Source organism: Pseudomonas vancouverensis (assembly GCF_004348895.1).
GTDB lineage: Bacteria > Pseudomonadota > Gammaproteobacteria > Pseudomonadales > Pseudomonadaceae > Aquipseudomonas > Aquipseudomonas vancouverensis.
In genome coordinates, this window is the sequence record NZ_RRZK01000007.1 from 563731 (window position 1) to 584621 (window position 20891).

At 57.0% G+C, this 20891-nt stretch carries 20 protein-coding genes; 4 read left to right on the top strand and 16 right to left on the bottom strand.

Going from position 1 to position 20891, the window contains the following annotated elements:
• Nucleotides 1-7: 7 nt before the first annotated feature.
• The 16 genes from atpG to rpmH form a co-directional block, all read right to left on the bottom strand.
• Nucleotides 8-868, bottom strand: coding sequence for a F0F1 ATP synthase subunit gamma (gene atpG, locus EIY72_RS07020; protein WP_093228336.1), 861 nt, complete (start codon nt 866-868; stop codon nt 8-10).
• A 50-nt stretch (nt 869-918) separates the two neighbouring features.
• Entirely contained in the window at nt 919-2463 is a 1545-nt protein-coding gene (gene atpA / locus EIY72_RS07025; protein WP_093228332.1) for a F0F1 ATP synthase subunit alpha, read from the bottom strand.
• A 21-nt stretch (nt 2464-2484) separates the two neighbouring features.
• Nucleotides 2485-3021, bottom strand: coding sequence for a F0F1 ATP synthase subunit delta (locus EIY72_RS07030; RefSeq protein ID WP_093228328.1), 537 nt, complete (start codon nt 3019-3021; stop codon nt 2485-2487).
• A gap of 12 nt (nt 3022-3033) precedes the next feature.
• Nucleotides 3034-3504: a F0F1 ATP synthase subunit B gene (locus tag EIY72_RS07035; RefSeq protein ID WP_034149395.1), complete on the bottom strand. Its 471-nt coding sequence runs from the start codon at nt 3502-3504 to the stop codon at nt 3034-3036.
• Nucleotides 3505-3562: 58 nt separating this feature from the next.
• The gene (gene atpE, locus EIY72_RS07040) at nt 3563-3820 is read right to left on the bottom strand and encodes a F0F1 ATP synthase subunit C (protein ID WP_003097235.1); all 258 of its coding nucleotides are present in this window, start codon (nt 3818-3820) and stop codon (nt 3563-3565) included.
• 133 nt (nt 3821-3953) lie between these two features.
• Nucleotides 3954-4823: a F0F1 ATP synthase subunit A gene (gene atpB, locus EIY72_RS07045; protein WP_007969902.1), complete on the bottom strand. Its 870-nt coding sequence runs from the start codon at nt 4821-4823 to the stop codon at nt 3954-3956.
• Nucleotides 4824-4839: 16 nt separating this feature from the next.
• A complete protein-coding gene (locus EIY72_RS07050; RefSeq protein ID WP_007985054.1) occupies nt 4840-5247 on the bottom strand; it encodes a F0F1 ATP synthase subunit I in 408 nt (135 codons plus the stop codon).
• Between the two features lie 148 nt (nt 5248-5395).
• A complete protein-coding gene (locus EIY72_RS07055) occupies nt 5396-6268 on the bottom strand; it encodes a ParB/RepB/Spo0J family partition protein (protein ID WP_093228325.1) in 873 nt (290 codons plus the stop codon).
• Between the two features lie 9 nt (nt 6269-6277).
• Nucleotides 6278-7075, bottom strand: a complete 798-nt coding sequence (locus tag EIY72_RS07060) for a ParA family protein (protein WP_093228322.1) — start codon at nt 7073-7075, stop codon at nt 6278-6280.
• An 18-nt stretch (nt 7076-7093) separates the two neighbouring features.
• On the bottom strand, nt 7094-7738 hold the full coding sequence (gene rsmG / locus EIY72_RS07065; protein ID WP_093228320.1) for a 16S rRNA (guanine(527)-N(7))-methyltransferase RsmG: 645 nt from the start codon (nt 7736-7738) through the stop codon (nt 7094-7096).
• Nucleotides 7735-9633, bottom strand: a complete 1899-nt coding sequence (mnmG, locus tag EIY72_RS07070; protein ID WP_093228318.1) for a tRNA uridine-5-carboxymethylaminomethyl(34) synthesis enzyme MnmG — start codon at nt 9631-9633, stop codon at nt 7735-7737. Before mnmG ends, rsmG begins: the two co-directional genes overlap by 4 nt.
• A 550-nt stretch (nt 9634-10183) precedes the next feature.
• Entirely contained in the window at nt 10184-11554 is a 1371-nt protein-coding gene (mnmE, locus tag EIY72_RS07080; RefSeq protein WP_093228315.1) for a tRNA uridine-5-carboxymethylaminomethyl(34) synthesis GTPase MnmE, read from the bottom strand.
• Between the two features lie 79 nt (nt 11555-11633).
• On the bottom strand, nt 11634-13313 hold the full coding sequence (gene yidC, locus EIY72_RS07085) for a membrane protein insertase YidC (RefSeq protein WP_093228312.1): 1680 nt from the start codon (nt 13311-13313) through the stop codon (nt 11634-11636).
• Nucleotides 13314-13315: 2 nt separating this feature from the next.
• Nucleotides 13316-13561, bottom strand: coding sequence for a membrane protein insertion efficiency factor YidD (yidD, locus tag EIY72_RS07090; protein WP_010207715.1), 246 nt, complete (start codon nt 13559-13561; stop codon nt 13316-13318).
• The gene (gene rnpA, locus EIY72_RS07095) at nt 13554-13955 is read right to left on the bottom strand and encodes a ribonuclease P protein component (RefSeq protein WP_197678881.1); all 402 of its coding nucleotides are present in this window, start codon (nt 13953-13955) and stop codon (nt 13554-13556) included. The genes yidD and rnpA overlap by 8 nt, the downstream gene beginning before the upstream one ends.
• Nucleotides 13956-13971: 16 nt before the next feature.
• Nucleotides 13972-14106: a 50S ribosomal protein L34 gene (gene rpmH / locus EIY72_RS07100; protein WP_003213577.1), complete on the bottom strand. Its 135-nt coding sequence runs from the start codon at nt 14104-14106 to the stop codon at nt 13972-13974.
• 566 nt (nt 14107-14672) lie between these two features.
• Here rpmH and dnaA point away from each other — a divergent pair.
• The 4 genes from dnaA to gyrB are packed head-to-tail and all read left to right on the top strand — an operon-like array spanning nt 14673 to nt 20882.
• Nucleotides 14673-16196, top strand: coding sequence for a chromosomal replication initiator protein DnaA (gene dnaA, locus EIY72_RS07105; protein ID WP_093228306.1), 1524 nt, complete (start codon nt 14673-14675; stop codon nt 16194-16196).
• 35 nt (nt 16197-16231) lie between these two features.
• Nucleotides 16232-17335 carry a DNA polymerase III subunit beta gene (gene dnaN, locus EIY72_RS07110; RefSeq protein ID WP_016772390.1) on the top strand — a complete coding sequence of 368 codons (1104 nt, stop codon included), beginning with the start codon at nt 16232-16234 and terminating at the stop codon, nt 17333-17335.
• A 20-nt stretch (nt 17336-17355) separates the two neighbouring features.
• Nucleotides 17356-18459 (top strand): DNA replication/repair protein RecF, encoded by a 1104-nt coding sequence (gene recF, locus EIY72_RS07115; RefSeq protein ID WP_093228303.1) that lies wholly within the window; start codon nt 17356-17358, stop codon nt 18457-18459.
• Between the two features lie 5 nt (nt 18460-18464).
• Nucleotides 18465-20882: a DNA topoisomerase (ATP-hydrolyzing) subunit B gene (gene gyrB, locus EIY72_RS07120; protein ID WP_093230775.1), complete on the top strand. Its 2418-nt coding sequence runs from the start codon at nt 18465-18467 to the stop codon at nt 20880-20882.
• Nucleotides 20883-20891 lie beyond the last annotated feature (9 nt).

Here is a 20891-nt window from a genome sequence, read left to right on the forward strand (position 1 = left end):
TGAACCGTTAAACCGCGGCAGCGCCGCCGACGATTTCCGAGATCTCTTGGGTGATCGCAGCCTGACGCGCCTTGTTGTAGACCAGCTGCAAATCGCTGATCAAATCACCGGCGTTGTCGGTAGCGTTCTTCATCGCGATCATCCGCGCAGCTTGTTCAGCCGCGTTGTTCTCGACCACCGCCTGGTAGACCTGCGACTCCACGTAACGGACCATCAAGCCGTCCAGCAGCTCCTTGGCATCCGGTTCGTAGAGATAGTCCCAGTGGTGCTTGAGTTCTTGATCCGGGGTTGCCACCAATGGAATCAACTGCTCCACGGTAGGCTGTTGTGTCATGGTGTTGATGAACTTGTTGGACACCACGGACAGGCGGTCAATACGGCCGTCCAAGTAGGCATCCAGCATCACCTTGACGCTGCCGATCAGGTCATTGATCGACGGCTCTTCACCCAGGTGGCTGATAGCTGCAACGACGTTACCGCCGAAGTTGCGGAAGAAAGCCGCACCCTTGCTACCAACTACACACAGATCGATCTCGACGCCTTTCTCGCGGTTTACCGCCATGTCCTTGACCAAAGCCTTGAACAGGTTGGTGTTCAAGCCACCACACAGACCACGGTCACTGCTCACTACGACATAACCGACACGCTTGACTTCACGGTCGATCATGAACGGGTGGCGATATTCCGGGTTGGCGTTGGCCAGATGACCAATAACCTGGCGGATGCGCTCCGCATAAGGACGGCTAGCAGCCATGCGCATTTGTGCCTTGCGCATTTTGCTGACCGCCACTTTTTCCATGGCGCTGGTAATCTTTTGCGTGCTTTTGATGCTCGCAATCTTACTGCGAATCTCTTTTGCGCCTGCCATGTAACACCTATCAGGTTAGCAAGCGGGAGCCTTGCGGCTCCCGCTGCGGCTTACCAGGTTTGGGTGGCCTTGAACTTCTCGATACCGGCTTTCAGGCCGCCATCGATTTCGTCATTGAAGTCACCTTTAACGTTGATCTTCGCCATCAAATCGGCGTGATCGCGGTTGAAGTAAGCGATCAGCGCTTGCTCGAAGCTGCCGATCTTGGTGATTTCAACGTCAGTCAGGAACCCACGCTCAGCGGCATACAGCGACAGCGACATGTCGGCGATCGACATTGGCGCGTATTGCTTCTGCTTCATCAGCTCGGTAACGCGCTGACCATGCTCAAGTTGCTTACGGGTCGCTTCGTCCAGGTCAGAAGCGAACTGGGCGAATGCCGCCAGTTCACGGTACTGAGCCAGAGCGGTACGGATACCACCGGACAGCTTCTTGATGATCTTGGTCTGAGCGGCACCACCCACACGGGATACCGAAACACCGGCGTTCACTGCAGGGCGGATGCCCGAGTTGAACATGGCCGATTCCAGGAAGATCTGACCGTCAGTGATGGAAATCACGTTGGTCGGAACGAACGCGGAAACGTCGCCAGCCTGGGTTTCGATGATCGGCAGTGCGGTCAGGGAACCGGTTTTGCCGGTCACTGCGCCGTTGGTGAACTTCTCTACGTACTCTTCCGAAACGCGGGATGCGCGCTCCAGCAGACGGGAGTGGAGATAGAACACGTCGCCTGGGTAAGCTTCACGGCCTGGTGGACGGCGCAGCAGCAGGGAAATCTGGCGGTAAGCCACTGCTTGCTTGGACAGATCGTCATAAACGATCAGCGCGTCTTCACCGCGATCGCGGAAGTATTCGCCCATGGTGCAACCGGAGTACGGAGCCAGGAACTGCAGTGCTGCAGATTCCGAAGCGCTCGCTGCAACGATGATGGTGTTAGCCAGTGCACCGTTTTCTTCCAGCTTGCGAACTACGTTGGCGATGGTCGATTGCTTCTGACCGATGGCTACGTAGACGCAGAAAATGCCGCTGTCTTTCTGGTTGATGATCGCGTCGATCGCCAGAGCGGTTTTACCGATCTGACGGTCACCGATGATCAGCTCACGCTGGCCACGGCCGACAGGGATCATGGCATCGACAGCCTTGTAGCCAGTCTGTACAGGCTGGTCTACCGACTTACGCCAGATCACGCCTGGAGCAACTTTCTCGACCGCGTCGGTCTCGGTGTTGTTCAGCGGACCTTTGCCGTCAACTGGGTTACCCAGTGCGTCGACAACGCGACCCAGCAGTTCCTTACCAACCGGAACTTCCAGGATACGGCCGGTGCACTTGGCGCTCATGCCTTCAGCCAGACTGGTGTACGCGCCCAATACAACGGCACCTACGGAGTCTTGCTCCAGGTTGAGGGCCATACCGTAGACGCCGCCCGGAAACTCGATCATCTCGCCGTACATGACGTCGGCCAGACCGTGAATCCGCACGATGCCGTCAGATACGCTGACGACAGTGCCTTCGTTACGGGCTTGGGAGGTCACATCGAGCTTGTCGATGCGGCCCTTGATAATTTCACTTATTTCGGAAGGATTGAGTTGCTGCATTGCTCTGCTGCCCCTTCAAACTCAAGATTTCAATGCTTCGGCAAGTTTCGCGATTTTGCCGCGAATCGAGCCATCGATAACCAGGTCGCCGGCGCGGATGACAATGCCCCCAATAAGGGATTTGTCTTCCTCGACTTGCAGGCGCACTTCCCGGTTGAGTCGTGCACTGAGAACCTTGGCGAGTTTGTCTTGCTGTTCTTGGTTCAATGCAAAAGCACTGGTTACTTCCACGTCTACCGATTTCTCTTGCTCGGCCTTGTACAGGTCGAACAGAGCGGCGATCTCCGGCAAGAGCGGGAGACGGTCGTTTTCGGCAACGACGTTGATGAAGTTCTGTGCCTTCACATCAAACTTGTCGCCGCACACGTCAATGAACGTGGCGGCCTTTTCTGCGCTCGTCAGTCGCGGGGCCTTGAGCACGCGCTGCATGGTGTCGTCTTGCGACACCGCTGCTGCCAGGCCGAGCATGGCTGACCAATTGGCCAGTTGCTGGTGGGCCTGAGCGTGCTCGAAGGCCGCCTTAGCGTAAGGTCGGGCCAACGTGGTCAGTTCTGCCATGATCGCCCTCGCTTAGATTTCAGTAGCCAGTTTGTTAACCAGCTCTGCGTGCGCGTTTTGATCGATTGTGGCACCCAGGATCTTCTCGGCGCCGCCGACTGCCAGCAAGCCCACTTGGGCACGCAGCGCGTCTTTGACACTGTTCAGTTCCTGTTCGATCTCGGCTTGAGCCTGAACCTTCACACGGTCAGCGTCGATACGGGCTTTTTCAACAGCCTCTTCGACGATCTGGTTACCGCGTTTCTTGGCTTGCTCGATGATTTCAGCTGCCTGAGCTTTCGCTTCGCGCAGTTGCTGACCCGCTTTCTCTTGGGCCAACTCCAGGTCGCGAGCTGCTCGGCTGGCAGCGTCCAGACCATCAGCGATCTTCTTTTGACGTTCGTGCAGAGCTGCGATGACCGGAGGCCATACGAACTTCATGCAGAACAGTACAAAAATCAGGAACGCAACGGACTGGCCAATCAGGGTCGCATTAATGTTCACGCCAACACCTCGCAGTTACGTTGTCCATCACACCAAATTACCCGGAAGATCCGAGTAATTAGCCAGCGATCTGACCAACGAACGGGTTCGCAAAGGTGAAGAACAGAGCGATACCAACACCGATCATGGTTACGGCGTCGAGCAGACCGGCAACGATGAACATTTTAACTTGCAGCATTGGAACCATTTCTGGCTGACGCGCTGCGCCTTCCAGGAACTTGCCGCCCAGCAGGCCGAAACCAATTGCGGTACCCAGTGCGCCCAGGCCGATCAACAGTGCAACAGCGATAGCGGTTAGACCAACTACAGTTTCCATCTTTCCTCCCGACTTTTACGTCGTATGGTTTAGGTTTTTTAGATTAAAGCGGTAAAACAAATCGTTTCAGAGGCCCCGTTAAGAGCCCCCTCCCGTTTGACCGGGAGGGACATCAGACTAGTCGAGACTGGTCTTAATGGTTTTCTTCGTGCGCCATCGACAGGTAGACGATGGTCAGCATCATGAAGATGAACGCCTGCAGGGTGATGATCAGGATGTGGAACACAGCCCACGCCCACTGCAGAACTACGCCCAGGCCGCTCAGCCAGAGCAGGCCGCTGCCGAACATCACAGCGATCAGGATGAACACCAGCTCACCGGCATACATGTTGCCGAACAGACGCAGAGCCAGGGAGATCGGCTTGGCGATCAGGGTCACGAATTCCAGCAGGAAGTTCACCGGGATCAGCAGCGCCTGAACGAAGATGTTCTTGCTGCCGAACGGGTGCAGGGTCAGCTCGCCGATGAAACCGCCGAGGCCCTTGACCTTGATGCTGTAGAAGATGATCAGTGCGAAAACCGAGAACGCCATGCCCAGGGTCGCGTTCGGGTCGGTAGTCGACACGGCACGGAACGGGATGTGATGGTCGCCGGAGATCAGGATGGCCAGCTGAGGAATCCAGTCGACCGGTACCAGGTCGACGGCGTTCATCAGGAACACCCAGACGAAGATGGTCAGTGCCAGCGGTGCAATCACCGGGCTACGGCCATGGAAGCTGTCTTTCACGCTGCCATCGACGAATTCGACCAATACTTCAACGAAGTTCTGCAAAGCACCTGGCTGACCCGAAGTCGCTTTCTTGGCCGCCATGCGGAAAAGAAGAACGAAGATCAGACCCAATGCGACCGACCAGCCGAGGGTATCGACGTGGAAAGCCCAAAAGCCCATTTCCTTGGCTTCTGCTGCGGTGTGAGCAAAGCCCCAGCCGCCGGTAGGGTGCTGACCGAAGGTCAGGTTCTGCAAGTGGTGCTGGATATAGCCCGAAGCGGTTGTTTCTGCCATGGTTGCCTCAAACGCCCTAAGGTCTCGAAAGTCTTGTTCTCATCAGCAGGGGAGCGAACCAGCTGACCAGTTGGGTCAGCACGAAGACGCCGAATACAGCCAGCGGCGCCAATGGCTTCACACCTGCGAACGTCAATGCAAAAAGCACCGCCGTCAAAATCAGTTTGCCCGCCTCGCCGGCATAAAAAGACCGGACGATGGCTTGAGCTGCCCGGGCGCCGGAAAACCGAAATGCCCTGTGAGCAAAATAAACATTGGGAAGCAAGGCTATCAGGCCTCCGCAGAGTCCCGAGTACCCGGCAACGACTCCATACCGTTGCCAGAGCGCCAAAGCGGCAATGAGCAGAACGACAAATTGAGCCATCAACACCGGAAACACTGCCAGGCGATGGAACGGCAAGCGGTTTGGCGTGCGGGTTTCCATCACTTCTGCTCTCCAATGGTCGGCTGCCGAAATTCAATAACTTGGCATAATTTGTGCCGACAAAATGCGCGCAGAGTATAGGGGCGGTTCAGCCCCTATTCAACTGTCAGGTAGTGATTTCCGACTGCGCGCTACATGAGGAAATGTTTCAGCGGATATGTGCAAGCACACCCTGGAGCTCATCCAGAGAGTTGTAGCCGATCACCAACTGCCCTTTACCCTTCTTCCCGTGGCGAATCTGCACCGCAGAGCCTAGGCGCTCGGCCAGACGCTGTTCGAGACGGGCGATATCCGGGTCCGGTTTCGAGGGTTCCACAGGCTCCGGTTTGCCACTCAACCACTGGCGAACCAGTGCTTCAGTCTGGCGCACGGTCAGCCCACGTGCGACAACATGTCGCGCCCCTTCAACCTGTTGATTTTCCGGCAATCCGAGCAAAGCACGGGCATGACCCATTTCCAGGTCGCCGTGGGACAACATGGTCTTGATGACTTCCGGCAGCGAAATCAGGCGCAACAGGTTGGCCACAGTCACGCGGGACTTGCCCACGGCTTCGGCGACCTGTTGCTGGGTCAGCTGGAATTCCTGCTGCAAACGCTGCAGGGCCACCGCCTCTTCAATCGGGTTGAGGTCTTCACGCTGGATGTTTTCGATCAGCGCGATGGCAATGGCGGTTTCATCCGGCACATCGCGCACCATGGCCGGGATGGTTTCCTGTCCGGCCTGCTGGCTGGCGCGCCAGCGGCGTTCACCGGCGATGATTTCGAAACGTCCGCCGCCGATCGGGCGAACCACGATCGGTTGCATGACCCCCTGGGCCTTGATCGACTGCGCCAGTTCTTCAAGCGCCTGTGGGTCCATGTCCCGGCGTGGCTGATACTTGCCACGCTGGAGCAGGTCCAAAGGCAAGTGTTGCAGCTCGCGAACATCGGCTTGCGCCGCTTGTTCTTCCAGCGAGCTGACAGTCGGACCACTCAGCAGTGCATCCAGTCCACGTCCGAGACCTCGTTTCTTGACGGCCATGGGGATTCCTTAAGTTGCCTGAGCGGCGGCAGTGCGTGAATTTTTGCGTTGACGACGAACCATCTCGCCCGCCAATGCCAGGTAGGCAACGGCGCCTCGCGAAGCTTTGTCGTACGCCAGCGCCGGCATGCCGTAGCTTGGCGCTTCGGCCAGACGGATGTTGCGCGGAATGACGGTGTCGTAGAGCTGCTCGCCGAAATGTTCCTTGAGCTGCGCGGAAACGTCGTTCATCAGGCTCAGGCGCGGGTCATACATCGTACGCAGCAAGCCTTCGACCTTCAGGTTCGGGTTCAGCAACTCGGCGATCCGCTTGATGTTATCCACAAGGTCGCTCAAGCCTTCCAGGGCGAAGTACTCGCACTGCATGGGGATAATCACCCCGTCGGCGGCGACCAGCGCGTTCAAGGTCAGCATCGACAGCGACGGCGGGCAGTCGATCAGAATGTAATCGTAGTTTTCCCGGATCGGCGCCAGCGCACTGCGCAGGCGGCTTTCCTTCATCTGCATTTCCAGCAGGACCACTTCGGCCGCGGTGAGGTCGCGGTTGGCCGGCAGCAGTTGATAACCGCCGTGTTCGGAGTAGTGCATGGCCTGGGCCAGGTCGCACTCGCCGATCAGCAGGTCATAGACCGAGTTTTCCAGGCCGTGTTTATCCACACCGCTACCCATGGTGGCGTTGCCCTGTGGATCGAGGTCGATCAACAGCACCCGGCGCTTGGTCGCGACCAGGGATGCTGCGAGGTTGATGCAGGTGGTGGTCTTGCCGACACCACCCTTCTGGTTCGCTATCGCGAATACCTTAGCCATTCTTGCTTGTGTTCCCAATCATGCCGTGCGGCGCAGTATCAGCAGATGGCGTTGGCCTTGGCAACCGGGTACGGCCAGGGCGTGTTCGCTATCGAGTTTGAAGTCTGCCGGCAATGCTACCAGCTCATCGGCCGGATGAACGCCCTTCATTGCCAGCCAGCGTGTTTCGCTATCGCCAAGGTGGCGGGTCCAGTTGCTGAAGTTCTCCATGCTGCTGAACGCCCGGGAAATGATCCCATTGAACGGCAGCTCAGGCTGGAAGGCTTCGACACGACTGTGGATAACTTGCAGGTTATCCAGTTTGAGTTCGAGTTTGACCTGGGTCAGAAAGCGGGTTTTCTTGCCGTTGCTGTCCAGGCAAGTGACCTGGGACTCGGGAAACAGGATGGCCAATGGAATGCCCGGCATGCCACCACCGCTGCCGACGTCCAGCCAGCGACCGTTTTCGATGAATGACATCACGCTCAGACTGTCGAGCAGATGGCGGCTGACCATTTCGTCCGGATCACGCACGGCAGTCAGGTTGTAAGCCTTGTTCCATTTGATCAACAGGGCCAGATAACCCAGCAGCTGTGCGTGCTGGGTTTCGGTCAGGCTGACGCCAAGCTGGCGAGCGCCTGTGGATAACTCTTCTGCGTGTTGCGAAGTGACCAACGAACTCAAGCGCTTTGCTCCAACTGACGGCCCGCGCCGCGTTTTTTCAAATGAATCATCAACAGGGAAATGGCCGCCGGGGTCACACCCGGAATCCGAGAAGCCTGGCCCAGCGTCTCCGGACGGGTCGCGCCGAGCTTGCTCTGGATCTCCTTGGAGAGCCCGGAAATGTTGGTGTAATCGATATCCACAGGCAGTTTCGTGTCTTCACTGGCGCGCAGACGGGCGATTTCGTCCTGTTGACGGTCGATGTAACCGGCGTACTTGGTCTTGATTTCGACCTGTTCGGCGACTTGTGGATCTTCTGCCCCGTGGCCAGTCACTTCGACCAGACCAGCGTAGTCGATTTCCGGACGGCTCAAGAGATTGAGCAAGTTGTATTCGTGAGTCAGCGGCGTACCGAATTTTTCAGCAATCGCATCACCCTGCTGCGTCCCCGGGCGGACCCAGGTGCTTTTCAGGCGCTGTTCTTCCAGTTCGATGTTTTCGCGTTTTTTGCAGAACGCCGCCCAACGCGCGTCATCGACCAATCCGAGTTCGCGACCTTTTTCGGTCAAACGCAGGTCGGCGTTGTCCTCACGCAGGATCAGGCGGTACTCGGCACGGGAAGTGAACATGCGGTACGGTTCTTGAGTTCCCAAAGTGATCAGGTCGTCGACCAACACACCGATGTACGCCTCGTCGCGGCGTGGGCACCAGGCTTCTTTGCCCTGGGCGCGCAGTGCCGCGTTGGTCCCAGCCAGCAAACCTTGGGCGCCGGCTTCTTCGTAACCGGTGGTGCCGTTGATTTGTCCGGCGAAGAACAGACCGCCGATAACCTTGGTTTCGAGGCTGTACTTCAGGTCGCGTGGATCGAAATAGTCGTACTCGATCGCATAGCCTGGACGCACGATGTGTGCGTTTTCCATACCGCGGATCGATTGCACGATCTGCAACTGCACGTCGAACGGCAAGCTTGTGGATATCCCGTTCGGATAGAGCTCATGGGTGGTCAGGCCTTCCGGCTCGATGAACACCTGATGGCTTTCCTTGTCGGCAAAGCGGTGAATCTTGTCTTCGATCGAAGGGCAATAACGCGGGCCAATGCCTTCGATTTCCCCTGCGTCGGAATACATCGGCGAACGATCGAGGTTCGCGGCAATGATTTCGTGGGTGCGGGCGTTGGTGTGGGTAATCCAGCAACTGACTTGCCGTGGATGCTGTTCCTTGTTGCCCATGAACGACATCACCGGGATCGGCGTATCACCGGGTTGCTCGGTCATCACCGAGAAATCCACAGACTTGCCGTCGATACGCGGTGGCGTACCGGTTTTCAGACGGCCGACACGCAGCGGCAGTTCACGCAGACGGTGAGCCAGGGCAATCGACGGTGGATCACCGGCGCGACCGCCGGAAAAATTCTGCAAACCGATGTGGATAAGTCCGCCGAGGAAGGTACCGGTGGTCAACACCACGGAATCGGCGAAGAAACGCAGACCCATTTGCGTGACAACACCGCGTACTTGTTCCTGTTCGACGATCAGGTCGTCGGCAGCCTGTTGAAATATCCACAGGTTCGGCTGGTTTTCCAGGATTTCACGAACAGCGGCCTTGTAAAGGATCCGGTCTGCCTGGGCGCGGGTTGCGCGCACGGCCGGGCCTTTACGGCTGTTCAACACGCGGAATTGGATACCGCCTTTATCGGTGGCCATGGCCATCGCGCCGCCCAGGGCATCGATTTCCTTGACCAGGTGGCTTTTGCCGATGCCGCCAATGGCCGGGTTGCAACTCATGGCACCGAGGGTTTCCACGTTGTGCGTCAGCAACAGGGTTTTCACCCCCATACGTGCTGAGGCCAGTGCTGCCTCGGTACCGGCATGACCGCCGCCGATGACGATCACTTCAAAACGGGAAGGGAAATCCACCACGCACCTCGTGCCTGCTTAAGTAGGTAATTCAGGAATAGTTTGAGCTCAGGTTTTCGGACCTGGTCGACAAGTATAGGGACTTCGCCCTTCCTAAAGAACCCTTTGCACAAAATTTAACCAGCTGTGGAAAAGTTGGAGTTATAGAAATTAAAAAGAGAGAAATTTATTAAATCTTTGTTTTTATGTTTATTTCTATACACATGCCTTTCTGTGGATAGATTGATACAGGCCTTTATTTTCAATGTGTACAGAGATTCAAAACCCTGTGTTCATGTGCCAATAAGGCCCTTGGATAACCGGTGTAAGCCTGTGGATGAAAGGGTGGCTTATCCACAACGGTGGTTATGTCTAGTTTTCAGGCCCTGTTATCAACTGACCTTAGCGGCGGTTATTCACAGGGCTTAATCCACAGAAATGCGTCAACCGACGGAAATCCAGGCACGGAAAATCCGCTCAAGCGCGCAATCGCCGCTCTGCACTGAAGGGGTTATTCACATATCGAGGGGGCAGACAGGCGCGAATGGCCTGTCTGTGAGCAACTGGTGGGTTATTTACCGATGCAGAAGCTGGAGAAAATTCTCCCCAACAGGTCATCAGAGCTGAAGGCGCCGGTGATTTCTCCCAGCGACTGCTGAGCCTGGCGCAGATCCTCGGCCAGCAACTCCCCAGCGCCAGCCAGTGTCAGCTGCGCGCGCCCATGTTCAAGAGCCGTGCTGGCATGACGCAGGGCTTCCAGGTGCCGGCGGCGGGCACTGAAACTGCTTTCCGACGTCTGTTCGTAGCCCATGCAGGCCTTGAGGTGCTCGCGCAGCAGATCGAGGCCAACCCCCGCGGATTTTGCGCTGAGGCTGATGGTGACATGACCGTCCTCACTGACCTCGAGCGCAATGGCTTCGCCCGTAAGGTCTGCTTTGTTGCGAATCAGCGTGACTTTTGCCGGATCCGGGCGGGTTTCGAGGAACTCCGGCCACAGCGCAAATGGATCAAGCGCTTCTGGAGCGGTGGCATCGACCACCAACAGCACACGATCTGCCTCGCCGATGGCTTTGAGGGCGCGTTCAACACCGATTTTTTCCACATGATCATCGGTATCGCGCAGACCAGCGGTATCGACGACGTGCAGCGGCATGCCATCGATGTGGATATGTTCGCGCAGTACATCTCGCGTGGTGCCGGCAATCTCGGTCACGATCGCGGCTTCACGGCCGGCGAGGGCGTTAAGCAGGCTGGATTTCCCCGCATTCGGACGGCCGGCAATCACCACGGTCATGCCGTCGCGCAGCAAGGCACCCTGCCCGGCTTCGCGCATGACGGTGGATAACTCGTCACGAACCTTGTCGAGCATGCTCAGGACGTGGCCATCAGCGAGAAAGTCGATTTCCTCTTCCGGGAAGTCGATGGCTGCTTCGACGTAGATGCGCAGGCCAATCAACTGTTCGGTGAGGTTATGCACACGTGTGGAAAAGGCACCCTGCAGAGAGCGCAGTGCATTTCGTGCGGCCTGTGCAGAACTGGCTTCAATCAGGTCGGCGATCGCTTCTGCCTGGGCAAGATCGAGTTTGTCGTTCAGGAACGCGCGCTCACTGAATTCCCCCGGCCTGGCCAGTCGGCATCCCAGGTGCAGGCACTGTTTGAGCAGCATATCCAGGACAATCGGCCCGCCATGCCCCTGAAGCTCCAGGACATCCTCGCCCGTGAACGAGTTCGGTCCAGGGAAATACAAGGCGATGCCCTGATCGAGCACCTCGTCGTTTTCGCCAAGAAAAGGACCATAGTGGGCATAACGCGGTTTCAGTTCGCGACCACTGAAAGCCTTGGCTGCAACGCTGGCCAGCGGCCCTGAAATACGGACGATGCCTACACCGCCACGACCCTGGGCGGTGGCGACGGCGGCGATGGTTTCACGCGGAGCGCTCATAAACCTTTATCCAGACAAAAATGACAGATAGCAAAACGCCCCACTAGGGGGCGTTTTGAGTGGTTATCCACAGTGTAAATCAGGCAGCGGCTTTGGTAGCGGCTTCGATTTTACGTGTGATGTACCACTGTTGTGCGATCGACAGGCAGTTGTTCACTACCCAGTACAGCACCAGACCGGCCGGGAACCACAGGAAGAAGAAGGTGAAGATGATTGGCATCAGCTTCATCACCTTGGCCTGCATCGGATCCGGTGGAGTCGGGTTCAACTGCTGCTGGATGAACATGGTTGCACCCATGATGATCGGCAGAATGAAGAACGGATCCTTGATCGACAGGTCAGTAATCCACAGGATGAACGGCGCCTGGCGCATTTCCACGCTTTCCAGCAGAACCCAGTACAGCGAAAGGAAAACCGGCATCTGCACGAGGATTGGCAAGCAACCACCCAGCGGATTGATCTTCTCTTTCTTGTACAGCTCCATCATGGCTTGCGACATTTTCTGCCGGTCGTCGCCATGTTGCTCTTTCAGCGCGGCCAGTTTAGGTGCCACGGCACGCATACGGGCCATGGATTTGTAGCTGGCAGCCGACAGCGGGAAGAAGAGCCCTTTGATCAGCATGGTCAGGAAGATAATCGAGAAGCCCCAGTTACCCACAATTGCGTGGATATGCTGCAGCAGCCAGAAGATCGGTTGAGCGATGAACCACAGAATGCCGTAGTCGACAGTCAGTTCCAGACCTGGGGACAACTGTTTCAGCACTGCCTGGCTTTTCGGACCGGCATACAGCACAGCACTGGTTTCAGCTTTCGCACCGGGTGCGACGCTGATGGCTGGGCCGGTGTAACCGATGATGTAGTTGCCTTTGCTGTCTTTACGGGTCTGAACGACGTTGTTTTCGCCCTTCTCCGGAATCCACGCAGTTACAAAGTAGTGCTGCAACCAGGCAACCCAACCGCCAGTGACGGTTTCCTTCAACGGCGCCTTGTCCATGTCCTTCATGGACACTTTCTTGTACGGCTCCGAACTTGTCCACAGGGCGGCGCCCAGGTAAGTCGCGGTGCCGGTGGCAGTTGTGGACGAAGGATCAGCGCTGGCGTCGCGCTTCAACTGGGCGAACATCGCACCGGTCCAAGGCTGAGCGCTCTGGTTATCGATCAGATAGGAAACGGTTACGTCATACAGGCCACGTTTCAAGGTGAAACGCTTGATGTAATTGACGCCGTCCTTGCTGAACTTCAGGTCGACGACCAGTTGGTCCTGACCATCAGCCAGTTGATAGACCTTCTTCTCCGAGGAGTAAACCGGACGACCGGCCGGGTTTGCATCCGGACCATTGGTGCCGATCAGGCCGCTTTGGGCCAGATAAACACGTTCGCCACCGTTATCGAACAGCTGGAACGGAATTTCCGGGTGATCCTGACGACGCGGGTACAGCGGCAGCGTCAACTGGGCAACGTCACCACCTTGTGGGTCGATCGCGAGATCCAGTACATCCGTTTTGATCTGGATGAGATCTTTGCTGACGGCCACCGGCGTTTCGGCGGGTGCGCTGGTATCACTTGCGGCGCGCGGAATGTCGTCACTGGCGGAAGCGTTATTGCCAGTGGCGGTGTCCGGCAAACCGGATGTAGTCGTACTGGAAGCAACATTCTGAGTCGGCAGGGCAGCCTGGCCATAGTCCTGGTTCCATTTAAGAACCATGACATAGGACACGATTGCCAGGGCGACGATCAGGATCGTGCGTTTGATATCCATGATTACTCGGCCATCGAAGAAGAACGGGAGGTAGGGATAGGTGGAACCGGGTCATAACCACCGGGATTCCACGGATGACAGCGACCTAAACGACGAAAGGTCAGCCAGCCACCGCGAAGAAGGCCATGATTTTCTATGGCTTCTAACGCGTAGCAGGAACAACTGGGGTAGAAACGACAGTGACTGGCCATCAGGGGACTAATGGCATAGCGGTAAAACTGGATCGGAACGAGTGCCAGTTTACGCATCTGGACTGTCTACCCCTACAGTTTCGGTTTTGACTGCTGGTACCGGCGAGCTGCGAGCCAGACGTTTCCAGAGTTTGCCGAAATGCTGAATCAATTCGGGGTTTTCTACGTCACCCAAACCTTTGCGCGCGACTATAACTATGTCCCAGCCGACCAGTGAATCCTGGTGCAGGCGAAACGATTCGCGCATCAGACGTTTGAGGCGATTGCGCTCGACGGAGAGCTTTACGCTCTTTTTCCCGATAACCAACCCGAGACGGGGGTGATCAAGATCGTTGTTGCGCGCAAGGAGCAGGAGATTTTTCCCCGGAACCTTGCCGGTAGGGGAGTCAAAGACTGCCTTGAAATGCCGGGGAGTAAGCAGACGCTTTTCCCGACTGAAGTCCTGACTCACCTCCAGTGCCGGATTATCAAACTGCCAGACGCGCACGACCTTTGGCGCGACGACGCGACAGGACGGCACGACCGTTCTTGGTAGCCATGCGAGCACGGAAACCGTGGGTACGAGCGCGTTTGATAGTGCTTGGTTGGAAAGTACGTTTCATGTCGTGTTACCTGGTTCGTCCACAACGGGCCGGAATGGCCCCCGTTTTAAGAGACCGGGGATTCTAGAGAAAGCAAGCCTCTAGGTCAATTTCCAACCAACGTTTCCTTATAAATAGCTCCCCAGTGGTTTGGTGAGCACCCAGGCGGCCGGCAAATATAAAAATAAGAAAGGAAAGTATTTAAAGCTTTTCTGTAAAGCTTATAAAAGCTAGGCTCGCCATTATCTGTGGATAACTGGCACAAGGCCTTGTTTTACCTGATGTACAGAGAATGACAACTACAGTGGAAAACAGTGTTCAGCCTGTGCTGCGCTGTCGGATAACCTGTGTGTGGAACGAGGCGTTATCCACAGGCCGGTTATCCACCGGGTTTTGCCCGCACTTGTACAACGACCTCAGGCCAGGTTATCCACAGAGCTTATTCACAGACCGCTGGTCGCCTTTTTCGCGCATAAAACCTTGATTCTTCTTGGCCCAATGGCCACCTTCGTGTGGATAAGTGTGCGTGCGCTCGCTACAATGGCCGCTTGTTTTTGCCTCACCGGCTTTCAACTTAGGGGATATCCGTGTCAGTGGAACTTTGGCAGCAGTGCGTGGAGCTTTTGCGCGATGAGCTGCCTGCCCAACAATTCAACACTTGGATCCGTCCACTACAGGTCGAAGCCGAAGGCGACGAGCTGCGTGTCTATGCACCCAACCGATTCGTTCTGGATTGGGTCAACGAGAAATACCTGGGTCGTGTCCTCGAGTTGCTCGACGAACACGGCAACGGCATGGCGCCTGCGCTTTCCTTATTAATAGGCAGCAAGCGCAGCTCGGCACCGCGTGCCGCACCGAATGCTCCGCTGGCTGCGGCACAGGCTTCCCAGGTACAAGCGAATGCTGCGCCTGCAAGTACGCCGGCGCCTGCCCCGTCGCCTGCTCCGGCCAAGCGCTCTACGCAAAAGACTGCAGAAGTCAGCGATGAGCCCTCCCGTGACAGCTTCGACCCGATGTCTGGCGCCAGCTCGCAACAGGCACCGGTTCGCGCCGAACAGCGCACCGTGCAGGTAGAAGGTGCGCTCAAGCACACCAGTTACCTGAATCGCACCTTTACCTTCGAAAACTTCGTCGAAGGTAAATCCAACCAGCTCGCTCGCGCCGCGGCCTGGCAAGTGGCAGACAACCCAAAGCACGGTTACAACCCACTCTTCCTTTATGGTGGTGTGGGTCTGGGTAAAACCCACTTGATGCACGCTGTGGGTAACCATCTATTAAAGAAGAACCCGAATGCCAAGGTTGTGTACCTGCATTCGGAGCGTTTCGTGGCCGACATGGTCAAGGCGCTGCAACTCAACGCGATCAACGAGTTCAAGCGCTTCTACCGTTCGGTGGATGCGTTGCTGATCGACGATATTCAGTTCTTCGCCCGCAAGGAACGCTCCCAGGAGGAGTTTTTCCACACCTTCAACGCCCTGCTTGAGGGCGGCCAGCAAGTCATTCTCACCAGTGACCGCTATCCGAAAGAAATCGAAGGTCTTGAAGAACGCCTCAAGTCGCGCTTCGGTTGGGGCCTGACGGTGGCTGTCGAGCCACCGGAGCTGGAAACCCGCGTCGCGATCCTGATGAAAAAAGCCGATCAGGCGAAGGTCGAGTTGCCACATGACGCGGCGTTCTTCATTGCCCAACGCATTCGCTCCAACGTCCGTGAGCTCGAGGGCGCCCTCAAGCGCGTCATCGCTCACTCGCATTTCATGGGTCGCGACATCACCATCGAGTTGATTCGCGAATCCTTGAAGGATTTGTTGGCACTGCAAGATAAACTGGTCTCTGTGGATAACATTCAGCGCACCGTCGCCGAGTACTACAAGATCAAGATCTCCGACTTGCTGTCCAAACGTCGTTCGCGTTCGGTCGCTCGTCCGCGTCAGGTCGCCATGGCGTTGTCCAAGGAACTGACCAACCACAGCCTGCCGGAAATCGGCGATGTGTTTGGCGGTCGCGACCACACCACGGTTTTGCACGCCTGTCGCAAGATCAACGAGCTTAAGGAATCCGACGCGGACATCCGCGAGGACTACAAGAACCTGCTGCGAACGCTGACCACTTGATGAACACGCAGCTTATTAAGGCAAGGGACTAGACCATGCATTTCACCATTCAACGCGAAGCCCTGTTGAAACCCCTGCAACTGGTCGCAGGCGTCGTCGAACGCCGTCAGACCTTGCCGGTGCTTTCCAACGTGCTGCTGGTTGTCGAAGGCCAGCAACTGTCGCTGACCGGTACCGACCTGGAAGTCGAGCTGGTCGGCCGTGTTCAACTCGAAGAGCCTGCTGAGACCGGTTCCATCACCGTGCCTGCGCGCAAGCTGATGGACATCTGCAAAAGCCTGCCCAACGATGCGCTGATCGACATCAAGGTCGACGAGCAGAAACTGGTGGTCAAAGCCGGCCGCAGCCGCTTCACCCTGTCGACCCTGCCAGCGAACGACTTCCCGACCGTGGAAGAAGGTCCGGGCTCGCTGACGTGCAGCCTCGAGCAAAGCAAGTTGCGCCGCTTGATCGAACGCACCAGCTTCGCCATGGCCCAGCAGGACGTGCGTTACTACCTCAATGGCATGCTGCTGGAAGTGTCTGCCGGCGTGATCCGCGCTGTGGCCACCGACGGTCACCGTCTGGCCATGTGCTCGATGCAGGCAGATATCGGCCAGCCGGATCGCCACCAGGTCATTGTGCCGCGCAAGGGTATACTCGAACTGGCACGCCTGCTCACCGAACCGGATGGCAACGTCAGCATCGTGCTGGGGCAGCACCACATTCGCGCCACCACCGGCGAATTCACCTTCACCTCGAAACTGGTTGATGGCAAGTTCCCGGACTACGAGCGTGTTCTGCCCAAGGGCGGCGACAAGCTGGTACTCGGCGACCGTCAGGCTTTGCGTGAAGCCTTCAGCCGTACCGCGATCCTGTCCAACGAGAAGTACCGTGGTATCCGTCTGCAACTGGCCAGCGGTCAGTTGAAGATCCAGGCGAACAACCCGGAACAGGAAGAAGCGGAAGAGGAAGTGGGCGTTGAATACAACGGCGGCTCGCTGGAAATTGGTTTCAACGTGAGCTACCTGCTGGACGTGCTGGGTGTGATGACCACCGAGCAGGTTCGACTGATTCTGTCTGACTCCAACAGCAGTGCGCTGGTGCAAGAGTCCGACAACGACGACTCGGCTTACGTTGTCATGCCGATGCGCCTGTAATCATGTCCAGCAGAAGCTAGATGTCCTTAAGTCGCGTCTCGGTCACCGCGGTGCGCAATCTGCACCCGGTGACCTTCTCCCCCTCTCCCCGCATCAATATCCTTTACGGCGCCAACGGCAGCGGCAAAACCAGTGTTCTGGAAGCCATTCACCTGCTGGGGCTTGCCCGTTCCTTTCGTAGCACCCGATTGTTGCCGGTTATTCAGAACGAACAGCCTGCATGCACGGTGTTTGGTCAGGTCGAGCTGGGAGAGGGGGCGAATAGTGCATTGGGTATTTCCAGGGATCGACAAGGCGAATTCCAGATTCGCATTGACGGCCAGAACGCCCGGAGCGCTGCGCAGTTGGCAGAAATCCTGCCGCTGCAGCTAATCAACCCCGACAGTTTCCGCTTGCTTGAAGGTGCGCCGAAGATTCGTCGGCAGTTCCTCGATTGGGGTGTGTTCCACGTGGAACCGCGCTTCATGTCAACCTGGCAGCGCCTGCAGAAGGCCCTGCGCCAGAGAAACTCTTGGCTGCGGCATGGTACACTTGACGCCGTTTCGCAAGCGGTTTGGGACAGGGAACTGTGCCAGGCCAGCGCTGAAATAGATGAATACCGCCGCGCTTACATCAAAGCCCTGAAACCGGTCTTTGAGCAAACCTTGAGTGAGCTGGTTGAGCTGGAAGGTTTAACGCTCAGCTATTACCGAGGTTGGGACAAAGACCGTGAGCTGAGTGCTGTACTCGCCGGGTCTGTGCAGCGGGACCAGCAAATGGGGCACACCCAGGCCGGGCCACAGCGCGCTGATTTGCGTCTCAGATTGGGCGCACACAATGCCGCGGACATCTTGTCTCGTGGCCAGCAGAAACTAGTGGTCTGTGCATTGCGGATCGCCCAGGGGCACCTGGTCAGCCAGGCCCGACGCGGTCAGTGTATTTATCTGGTGGATGACTTGCCGTCCGAGCTGGACGAGCACCACCGTCGCGCCCTTTGCCGCTTGTTGGAAGACTTACGCTGCCAGGTATTTATCACCTGTGTAGATCACGAATTATTGAGGGAAGGCTGGCAGACGGAAACGCCAGTTGCTCTGTTCCACGTGGAACAGGGCCGTATCACCCAGACCCACGACCATCGGGAGTGAAGGCATTGAGCGAAGAAAATACGTACGACTCAACGAGCATTAAAGTGCTGAAAGGCCTGGATGCCGTACGCAAACGTCCCGGTATGTACATTGGTGACACCGACGATGGCAGCGGTTTGCACCACATGGTGTTCGAGGTGGTCGATAACTCGATCGACGAAGCGCTCGCCGGCCACTGCGACGACATCAGCATCATCATTCACCCGGATGAGTCCATCACCGTTCGCGACAACGGTCGTGGCATCCCGGTAGACGTCCATAAAGAAGAAGGCGTTTCCGCAGCCGAGGTCATCATGACCGTGCTGCATGCCGGCGGTAAGTTCGACGACAACTCCTACAAGGTTTCCGGCGGTCTGCACGGTGTAGGTGTTTCCGTAGTAAACGCCCTGTCCGAAGAGTTGGTCCTGACTGTTCGCCGTAGCGGCAAGATCTGGGAACAGACCTACGTCCACGGTGTTCCGCAAGAACCGATGAAGATTGTTGGCGACAGCGAAACCACCGGTACGCAGATTCACTTCAAGGCTTCCAGCGAAACTTTCAAGAATATCCACTTCAGCTGGGACATCCTCGCCAAGCGGATTCGTGAACTGTCCTTCCTCAACTCCGGTGTCGGCATCGTCCTCAAGGACGAGCGCAGCGGCAAGGAAGAACTGTTCAAGTACGAAGGTGGCCTGCGCGCATTCGTTGAATACCTGAACACCAACAAGACCCCGGTCAACCAGGTGTTCCACTTCAACATCCAGCGTGAAGACGGCATCGGCGTGGAAATCGCCTTGCAGTGGAACGACAGCTTCAACGAGAACCTGTTGTGCTTCACCAACAACATTCCACAGCGCGACGGCGGTACTCACCTGGTGGGTTTCCGTTCTGCCCTGACGCGTAACCTGAACACCTATATTGAAGCCGAAGGCCTGGCGAAGAAGCATAAGGTCGCCACCACCGGTGACGATGCCCGTGAAGGCCTGACCGCGATCATTTCGGTAAAAGTGCCGGATCCAAAGTTCAGCTCCCAGACCAAAGACAAGCTGGTGTCTTCCGAAGTGAAGACCGCGGTCGAACAGGAAATGGGCAAGTACTTCTCCGACTTCCTGCTGGAAAACCCGAACGAAGCCAAGCTGGTTGTCGGCAAAATGATCGACGCGGCGCGTGCTCGTGAAGCGGCCCGCAAGGCCCGTGAGATGACCCGCCGTAAAGGTGCGTTGGACATCGCCGGCCTGCCGGGCAAACTGGCCGACTGCCAGGAGAAAGACCCTGCCCTGTCCGAACTGTACCTCGTGGAAGGTGACTCTGCTGGCGGCTCCGCCAAGCAGGGACGCAACCGCAAGACCCAGGCGATTCTGCCGCTCAAGGGTAAGATCCTCAACGTCGAGAAGGCACGCTTCGACAAGATGATCTCCTCCCAGGAAGTGGGCACCTTGATCACCGCGCTGGGCTGCGGCATCGGTCGCGAAGAGTACAACATCGACAAGTTGCGTTATCACAACATCATCATCATGACCGATGCTGACGTCGACGGTTCGCACATCCGTACCCTGCTTTTGACCTTCTTCTTCCGTCAGTTGCCGGAGCTGATCGAGCGTGGCTACATCTACATCGCCCAGCCGCCGCTGTACAAGGTCAAGAAAGGCAAGCAAGAGCAATACATCAAAGACGACGACGCCATGGAAGAGTACATGACGCAGTCGGCCCTGGAAGATGCGAGCCTGCACTTGAACGAGGACGCACCGGGTATCTCCGGCGAAGCCCTTGAGCGCCTGGTGAACGACTTCCGTCTGGTGATGAAGACCCTCAAGCGTCTGTCGCGCCTGTACCCGCAGGAGTTGACCGAGCACTTCATCTACCTGCCTGCCGTGAGCATGGAGCAATTGTCCGATCACGCAGCGATGCAGGATTGGCTGGCCCAATACGAAGTTCGTCTGCGCACCGTCGAGAAGTCGGGTCTGGTCTACAAGGCCAGCCTGCGCGAAGACCGTGAGCGTGGTGTCTGGCTGCCGGAAGTGGAGTTGATCTCCCACGGCCTGTCGAACTACGTCACCTTCAACCGCGATTTCTTCGGCAGCAACGACTACAAGACAGTCGTGTCCCTGGGCGCTCAACTGAGCACTCTGTTGGATGACGGTGCGTACATCCAGCGTGGCGAGCGTCGCAAGTCGGTCACCGAGTTCAAGGAAGCTTTGGACTGGCTGATGGCCGAAAGCACCAAGCGTCACACCATTCAGCGATACAAAGGTCTGGGCGAGATGAACCCGGATCAGCTGTGGGAAACCACCATGGACCCAAGCGTGCGCCGGATGCTCAAAGTGACCATCGAAGACGCCATTGGCGCGGACCAGATCTTCAACACCCTGATGGGTGATGCGGTCGAGCCTCGCCGTGACTTCATCGAAAGCAACGCCCTGGCGGTTTCCAACCTGGACTTCTGATCCCGGTTA